Below are 7,666 nucleotides of genomic sequence, written 5' to 3'. Positions count from 1 at the left end.
GGTCGCTTCCTTTGTACTCACCCTCTCGGGCTTTCCTCCGGGCTTCCCTTCGGTGTTTCCGACTCTATCAGATCTTTCCGATCCGATTTCCTCGGTGCCTTCCGGTTCTCGCTCTCGCGTTTCCCTTTCCGGCGGTTCCGACTCTATCAGATCCTTTCGGCGTCTGACCCCCAGTCAGCGGGGCTTGTCTTCCCGGCTGTTGGGCCGTTCCGACGTCTCAAACCTTAGCCGATCCCTTCGGCAATTCCCAATCGGGCCGCCGAATCCCTATTCGAATTGAATTCGGGCACGCCGAAATCAACCCGGAGGGAGATCGTGCTGATGGTGTGAGGGGTGCCGCTCGAAGCGGCCAAGGTGCCACCGCGGAGACAGTACGGCTCTGCGGCAACCCGAAGAACTATACGGATGGGGTCGAGGCGTGTCAACCGCGCCCTGTCAAGATCTTTTCTGTCGCTCAGTCGAGGTCGCTGAGCCGGCCACCGGCATCCGGCTGGGCGTGCTCCACCCGGCGCAGGAGCGTGGTGAGCACCTCGCCGAGGACCGAGCGCTCCGCCGGGGTGAGGTCCTGGAGCAGGTCCTCCTCGAAGACGGTCGCGAGGCGCATCGCCTCCAGCCACTTCTCCCGGCCCTCGGGGGTCAGCTCGATGATGACCCGCACCCGGTTGGCCTCGTCGCGCTCCCGGGTGACCAGCCCCTCGGTGACCATGCGGTCGATCCGGTGGGTCATGGCGGCCGGGGTGAGGCCGAGGCGCTTGGCGAGGTCGCTGGGGCCGAGGCGGTACGGGGCACCGGAGAGGACCAGTGCCTTGAGGACCTCCCACTCGGCGTTGCTGATGCCGAGGGCGGCGGTTTGGCGGCCGTACGCGACGTTCATCCGGCGGTTGAGCCGGGACAGGGCCGACACGATCTTCTCGACCTGCGGGTCGAGGTCCTGGAACTCGCGCTGGTAGGCGGCGATCTGTTCTTCGAGGGTCGGCTCAGCGACGCCGGCGGTGTCGGCCATGGGCCGAGTATGGCACGCGGTCGCTTTGCCTTGAAGTCCTTCACTGTGTACTCTTTAGCTTCGAACTTTAGCTTTGAAGTCTTCACTCCTAACTAGTGAGAGAGGTGAACGTGACCAGGGCGATGGGCGCAGCGATGCGCCGGATCCACGTGGGCAACGCACTCAGCGCATTCGGACTCGGCTTCACAGTCCCCTACCTGTACGTCTATGTGGCGCAGGTGCGGGGTCTGGGAGCCATGACGGCGGGACTGGTGCTCGCCGTCTTCGCCGTGGCCGCGTTGATCGTGCTGCCGTTCGCAGGCCGGGCGATCGTGCGTCGCGGCCCGCTGCCGGTTCTGCTCGCCGCCCTGGTCACCGCCGCGCTCGGGGCGCTGAGCCTGGGGCTCGCGGGCAGCGCGTGGTCCGTCCTGCTCGCCGCCTCGGCGCTCGGTGCCGGCCAGGCCGTGATGCAGCCGGCGCTGGCCACGATGATCGTGGACTGCTCCAGCGCCGACACCCGCTCCCGGGCGTTCGCGATGCAGTTCTTCCTCCAGAACCTGGGCCTCGGCATCGGCGGCCTCATCGGCGGTCACCTGGTCGACACCACCCGCGTCTCCTCGTTCACCCTGCTGTTCGCGATCGAGGCGGCGATGTTCCTGCTGCTGGTCGCGGTGATGGCGACCGTGCGGATGCCGCACTCCCCCCGTCTGGAGGACGCGCCCGCGTCCGCGAAGGGCAGCTGGAAGCGGCTGCTCGGCAACCGGGCGATGGTGCAGCTGTGCGTGCTGGGCTTCGTGCTGTTCTTCGCCTGCTACGGGCAGTTCGAGTCGGGTCTGAGCGCCTACGGCGTGGAGGCCGCCGGGATATCCACGTCCACGCTGGGCACGGCCCTGGCCGCGAACACGCTGATGATCGTGGTCGCCCAGTTCGCGGTGCTCAGGTTCGTGGAGCGCGCCCGGCGCACCCGGGTGATCGCCCTGGTGGGTCTCATCTGGGCGGTGGCCTGGGTGGCCGCGGGATACGCGGGGCTCGGGCACGGCAGCCAGGAGATGGCGACGGCCGCGTTCGTGTCGACGTACGCGCTGTTCGGTCTCGGCGAGGCGATGCTGTCGCCGACGGTGGCCCCGCTGGTCGCCGATCTGGCGCCGGAGGGTCTCGCCGGTCAGTACAACTCGGCGTTCGCGCTGGTCAAGCAGCTGGCGCTGGCCGTCGGACCGGCGGTGGGCGGTCCCCTCGGGGCATCGCTGCACGCGCCGTACATCGTGACCTTCGTGCTGTTCTCGCTGGGCATCACGTATCTGGCGCTGCGGCTCGGGCGGCAGCTCACGGCGGTGCAGGACCAGCCGTGGTCGGTGCGGGCGAGCCGGGTGGTCAGCCGGGGCGGGGCGGCCGCGGAGACGGTTGGCGCGGAGGCCTGAGCCCCCGGTGTCCCACGACGGCCGTCACCTTCGGGTGGCGGCCGTCGCCGTATGCCCACGGCTCAGCGGATTCCCGTCACCAGATGCACGGTGAAGGGGAGGGCCGCCGTGCCGTCGGGCGCGGTGCGGTCCGCCAGCTCGTCGCGGACCAGTCGGGCGGCGCCCCGGACGGCCTTCTCCCCGCCCGCCTCCCGGAGCAGACCGCCCCACAGCGCGGCCAGATGGCCGTGGGCGTACGCGCCCAGCGGCGGGAGAACGACGTCGGAGGTGATCTCGTGATGGGTGAGGGCGCCGTAGCCCGCCGTCCGCAGGGCGCTCGTGAGCTGGTCGGCCGTACGGACGTAGGCGCGGTGGAAGTAGCGCAGCGCGTCGGGGGCGTACGTCCGCAGGGCGTGCTCGTGGGCGAGGAAGTAGGGCTGGCGGTCGAGCGGGGCCCAGACGGTGGCGGCGAACCGGCCGCCGGGCCGGGTGATGCGGGCCGTCTCGGTGAGGGCGGCCGTCAGGTCGGGGAAGAACTGGGCGCCCTGCTGGCAGACGACCGCGTCGAAGGCGGAGTCGTCGTAGGGGAGACGGTCGGCGGGGGCCGCGACGAAGTCGATGCGGGGGGCTCGCTGCCGCGCGACGCGGATCATGCCCTCGTCGAGGTCCGTGCCACGGACCCGGCCGGTGGGTCCGACCAGGGCGGCGGCCGCGCGGGCGGCGAATCCGGTGCCGCAGGCGAGGTCGAGCACGCTCTCACCGGGGGCGGGGCGCACCGCGTCCAGCAGGGCGGCCACGAAGGGGGCCATGATCGGGGCGCTGTGGATGTCGTACGCCTCGGGGCCCTCGGTGCTGCATGCGTCTGCCATAGGTGTGCTTGTAACACCGGGGATGGTGTGGGGGCCAACCCGTGAGCGCCGCTCAGGGTCTGGGTTTCGGCAGCAGGAACTCGCACCAGACCGCCTTTCCGCCGCCCGGGGTGCGGCGGCAGCCCCAGGTGGAGGCGATGGTGGCGACGATGGCGATGCCCCGGCCCGACTCGTCGGCCGGTTCGGCGCGGCGGCGCCGGGGGAGGTGGTCGTCGCCGTCGGTGACCTCCACGATGAGGCGGCGGTCGGTGCGGCGCAGCCGCAGCCGCATGGGCGGGGTGCCGTGCTGGAGGCTGTTGGCGACGAGTTCGCTGGTGGCGAGGACGCCGAGGTCGTGCAGTTCGGTGGGGAAGCGCCAGCTGGTGAGGACGCCGGAGGCGAAGGCGCGGGCGCGCGGGGCGGCCTCGACGCCGCCGAGGAGCTCCAGGGCCGCGCCCCGGAACAGCTCGCCGTCGGGGCCGGTGCGGGCCGGGTGCTGGAGGACGAGGACGGCCACGTCGTCGTCGTGGTCGGCGGTGACGCCGGCCGAGCGGACCAGGCGGTCGCAGACGACCTGCGGGGAGCCGGTGGCGCCGGCCAGGGCGCGTTCCAGGGCGGCGATGCCCTCGTCCAGGTCTTCGTTCCTGCGCTCCACCAGGCCGTCGGTGTAGAGGACCGCGGTGGAGCCGGGGAGCAGGGCGATCGAGCCCGAGGAGTGCAGCCAGCCGCCGGTGCCGAGCGGCGGCCCGGTGGGTTCGTCGGCGCGGGAGACCGTGCCGTGTTCGTCGCGGACCAGGATGGGCAGATGCCCGGCGGAGGCGTACACCAGCCGGCCCTCGTTGGGGTCGTGGACGGCGTAGGCGCAGGTGGCGATCTGGTGGGGGTCGATCTCGGTGGCGAGGCCGTCGAGGAGCTGGAGCACCTCGTGCGGGGGCAGGTCGAGGCGGGCGTAGGCGCGGACGGCGGTGCGCAGCTGGCCCATGACCGCGGCGGCGCGCACGCCCCGGCCCATGACGTCGCCGATGACGAGGGCGGTGCGGCCGCCGCCGAGGGTGATCACGTCGTACCAGTCGCCGCCGACCGCGGCCTCGGTGCCGCCGGGCTGGTAGGTGGCGGCGACGCGCAGGTCGTCGGGTTCCTCCAGGTCCTGCGGGAGCAGGGAGCGCTGGAGGGTGACGGCGGTCTCGCGCTGGCGGCGTTCGCTGGCGCGCAGCCGTTCGGCGGCCTCCGCGTGGTCGGTGACGTCGGTGGCGAAGACGAGGACCGCGCCGTCGCCGTCGCCGCCGTCCGCGGCGACGGGGGTGCAGGTGAACGTGTACGAGCGGCCGTCCACCGCGCGGCGGGACTTCAGGGTGCGCGGGCGGCCGCTGCGCAGCACCTGGTCGAGCAGCGGGAGCAGGCCGAGGCCGGCGAGTTCGGGCAGGGCCTCATGGGCGGGGGCGCCGGTGGGGCGGGGCCCGAAGGCCGTCGTATAGGCCTCGTTGACGTAGGCGAGGCGGTGCTCGGGGCCGTGCACGAGGGCGACGAGGGCCGGGACGCGGTCGAGGACGGCGCGGGCGGGCAGTTCGTCGACGGCGGGGACCGGGCCGGTCCCGTCGGCGGGGCCCCCGGCGCGGGCCGCGGGCACGGAGCCTTCCCCTCGCCGGTCCGTGGGTACCGCGGTCTCGGTCCGCGCGGCGGCGCGGCGCTGCGTTCCGGGGAGCCGGGCGCTCCAGCGCGTGAAGTTCACTGTGGGCAAGGCCTCGTGGGTGCTAGGGCGGGCGGGGGCCCGTCCGATGTCGTGGGGCAGTCTGGCAGGGAGCCGGCCGCGGCGGGCGACATCCGTCAGACGGTGGGGCGGGCCGTGGAGTTCCTGGATCCGGTCAGGACGACCCCTTCGGGTCGTGAGGATGCTTTCCCCTGGCCGCCAGTTCGAACTCCGCGCGCGGGTGTTCGAGTGAACCGAGCGAGACGATCTCCCGTTTGAAGAGCCCGGCGAGGATCCATTCGGCGAGCACGCGGGCCTTGCGGTTGACGGTGGGCACCCTGCTGAGGTGGTAGACGCGGTGCATGAACCAGGCAGGGTAGCCCTTCAGCCGCCGCCCGTAGACCTGGGCGACGCCCTTGTGCAGACCGAGGGAGGCGACGGAGCCCGCGTAGGCGTGCTCATAGGTGTCCAGGGGTTCGCCGCGCAGGGTGTGGACAAGGTTGTCACCGAGGACCCTGGCCTGGCGTACGGCGTGCTGCGCGTTGGGCGCGGTGAGGGCGCCGGGGGCGGCGGTGACGTCCGGTACGGCCGCGGCGTCGCCCGCGCCCCAGGCGTGTGCGGTGCCCTCGACGGTCAGCTGGGCGGTGCACCTGAGCCTGCCGCGGTCGGTGAGCGGCAGATCGGTGGCGGCGAGCAGCGGGTGCGGCCGGACGCCGGCGGTCCAGACGACCGTACGGGTCGGGAAGCGCTGTCCGTCGCTGAGCACGGCGACCCGGTCGGCGCAGGATTCCAGGCGGGTGCCCAGCAGCACCTGGATGTTGCGGCGGCGCAGCTGGGTGACGGTGTAGCGGCCCATGTCGGCGCCGACCTCGGGCAGGATGCGGTCGCTCGCCTCGACGAGGATCCATCTCATGTCCTCGGCGCGGACGTTGTGGTAGTAGCGGGCGGCGTAGCGGGCCATGTCCTCCAGTTCGCCGAGGGCTTCGACGCCCGCGTAGCCGCCGCCGACGAAGACGAAGGTGAGGGCGGCGTCGCGGATCGCCGGGTCGCGGGTGGAGGAGGCGATGTCCATCTGCTCGATGACGTGGTTGCGCAGCCCGATGGCCTCCTCGACGGTCTTGAAGCCGATGCCGTACTCGGCGAGGCCGGGGATGGGCAGGGTGCGGGCGACGGAGCCGGGGGCGAGCACCAGTTCGTCGTAGCCGAACAGTTCGGTGCGGCCCGCGTCGGCGGTGGCGAGGGTGGTGACGGTGGCGGTGCGCGCCGCGTGGTCGACGGCGGTCGCCTCGCCGACGACGACATGGCACTGGTCGAGGACGCGGCGCAGCGGCACGACGACATGGCGGGGCGAGATCGAGCCGGCGGCGGCCTCGGGCAGGAAGGGCTGGTACGTCATATAGGGGTCGGGTGTGACGACGGTGATCTCGATCTCACCGCGCCTGAGCTCGGCCTTCAGCTTCCGCTGGAGGCGCAGGGCCGTGTACATCCCGACGTAGCCACCGCCGACAACCAGAATGCGCGCACGTTCCTTCACCATCCCATGACGCACCCGGCGCTGTGGTTTGTCCACAGCCCCGGCAATTTGTGTGACCGGAGGTCCTGTGACGGGTGATGCGGGCCCGGTGGCCGGGGTGGTGGAAAGGGGGCAGGTCAGCGGGGGCGGACACGCGGGCGGACGCGCCGGGAATCGGGACGTATATGACTCGTACTCCGATCGGGGGGCGCAGTGTGCGGAACCTGCCCCTTCTGAATTGACTGCCTCTCAACTATGTTCGTGTCGACGGGGTGTAGGGGATGTGGTCGTACGGGCTCAGCGACGGGCCGGCCCGCGGCGATCGGTGCCCCTTCGCACACTCCGGCATCAGTGACGGGGAGTGTCTCCGGGGGGAGACGTCATGCACCGGGGGAAACACATGCATATTCAGGACACGCACTGGTCCGCCGCCACCGCGGTGGCGGCCGGAGGATCGGCGATGCCGGCGGTGCCGGCGGTCGCGACGGCGAACGGGCGCGCGGACGGGGCGCGTACGACGCCGCTGCGGGTGGACGCACAGCGCAATCTGGAGCACGTGCTGCGTGCGGCGCGTGAGGTGTTCGGCGAGCTGGGCTACGGTGCGCCGATGGAGGATGTGGCGCGGCGTGCGCGGGTCGGTGTCGGGACCGTCTACCGGCGCTTTCCCAGCAAGGACGTGCTGGTCAGGCGGATAGCCGAGGAGGAGACGGCGCGGCTCACCGAGCAGGCGCGGACGGCGCTCGGGCAGGAGGACGAGCCGTGGTCGGCGCTGTCCCGGTTCCTGCGCACGTCGGTCGCGTCGGGGGCGGGCAGGCTGCTGCCGCCGCAGGTGCTGCGGGTCGGCTCCCCCGAGGGTTCCGCGGATGCGGCCGACGGCGTCCGCTCGGTCGTCGAGGAGGCCCGGGTGCCGCAGCAGCGGCTTCAGCCCGGACCCGGTGAACTGCGGCTCGTGGGGCAGGACTCCGGCTACTCGGAGGATTCCGGGGCCGGTGAACTGCTCGCGGTCGTGGGGCAGTTGGTGGAGCGGGCGCGGGCGGCCGGGGAGCTGCGGGCCGATGTGTCCGTCTCCGACGTGCTGCTGGTGATCGCCACGGCGGCGCCGTCGCTGCCGGACGCCGCGCAGCAGGCGGCGGCCTCGGCACGGCTGCTGGACATCCTGTTGGAGGGGCTGCGATCCCGGCCCGCGATCGGCTGACCCCGTCCTCGGCGGGAGTTCCGTCCGGCCACCCGCGTCACCCG

6 protein-coding genes are annotated in these 7,666 nt (G+C 72.3%); 2 read left to right on the top strand and 4 right to left on the bottom strand.

Translation table 11 applies throughout. The features are described from left to right. Positions 1 to 454 precede the first annotated feature (454 nt). A complete protein-coding gene (locus CCN72_RS30505) occupies positions 455 to 1,003 on the bottom strand; it encodes a MarR family winged helix-turn-helix transcriptional regulator (protein ID WP_037650751.1) in 549 nt (182 codons plus the stop codon). 134 nt (positions 1,004 to 1,137) lie between these two features. Between CCN72_RS30505 and CCN72_RS30500 the strand changes: the two genes are divergently transcribed. Further along, complete coding sequence (locus CCN72_RS30500; protein WP_172624440.1) at positions 1,138 to 2,400, top strand: MDR family MFS transporter; 1,263 nt, start codon at positions 1,138 to 1,140, stop codon at positions 2,398 to 2,400. Between the two features lie 62 nt (positions 2,401 to 2,462). On the opposite strand, the gene CCN72_RS30495 is transcribed toward CCN72_RS30500, so the two are convergent. From CCN72_RS30495 to CCN72_RS30485, 3 genes are all read right to left on the bottom strand, one after another. Continuing rightward, entirely contained in the window at positions 2,463 to 3,248 is a 786-nt protein-coding gene (locus CCN72_RS30495; protein WP_086811276.1) for a class I SAM-dependent methyltransferase, read from the bottom strand. Positions 3,249 to 3,300: 52 nt separating this feature from the next. After that, positions 3,301 to 4,956 (bottom strand): ATP-binding SpoIIE family protein phosphatase, encoded by a 1,656-nt coding sequence (locus CCN72_RS30490; RefSeq protein WP_085565479.1) that lies wholly within the window; start codon positions 4,954 to 4,956, stop codon positions 3,301 to 3,303. A 133-nt stretch (positions 4,957 to 5,089) separates the two neighbouring features. Beyond that, on the bottom strand, positions 5,090 to 6,451 hold the full coding sequence (locus CCN72_RS30485; protein WP_086811274.1) for an NAD(P)/FAD-dependent oxidoreductase: 1,362 nt from the start codon (positions 6,449 to 6,451) through the stop codon (positions 5,090 to 5,092). 376 nt (positions 6,452 to 6,827) lie between these two features. Between CCN72_RS30485 and CCN72_RS30480 the strand changes: the two genes are divergently transcribed. Beyond that, positions 6,828 to 7,622 (top strand): TetR/AcrR family transcriptional regulator, encoded by a 795-nt coding sequence (locus CCN72_RS30480; RefSeq protein ID WP_085565481.1) that lies wholly within the window; start codon positions 6,828 to 6,830, stop codon positions 7,620 to 7,622. Positions 7,623 to 7,666 lie beyond the last annotated feature (44 nt).

This window comes from Streptomyces murinus (assembly GCF_002154555.1).
Taxonomy (GTDB): Bacteria; Actinomycetota; Actinomycetes; order Streptomycetales; family Streptomycetaceae; genus Streptomyces; species Streptomyces murinus.
This window is presented reverse-complemented; position numbering and strand designations above follow the sequence as displayed.

Coding starts and splice junctions, on each gene's coding strand:
- CCN72_RS30505 (WP_037650751.1), bottom strand. CDS start 1,003: ATGGCCGACACCGCCGGCGTCGCTGAGCCGACCCTCGAAGAACAGATC.
- CCN72_RS30500 (WP_172624440.1), top strand. CDS start 1,138: ATGCGCCGGATCCACGTGGGCAACGCACTCAGCGCATTCGGACTCGGC.
- CCN72_RS30495 (WP_086811276.1), bottom strand. CDS start 3,248: ATGGCAGACGCATGCAGCACCGAGGGCCCCGAGGCGTACGACATCCAC.
- CCN72_RS30485 (WP_086811274.1), bottom strand. CDS start 6,451: ATGGTGAAGGAACGTGCGCGCATTCTGGTTGTCGGCGGTGGCTACGTC.
- CCN72_RS30480 (WP_085565481.1), top strand. CDS start 6,828: ATGCATATTCAGGACACGCACTGGTCCGCCGCCACCGCGGTGGCGGCC.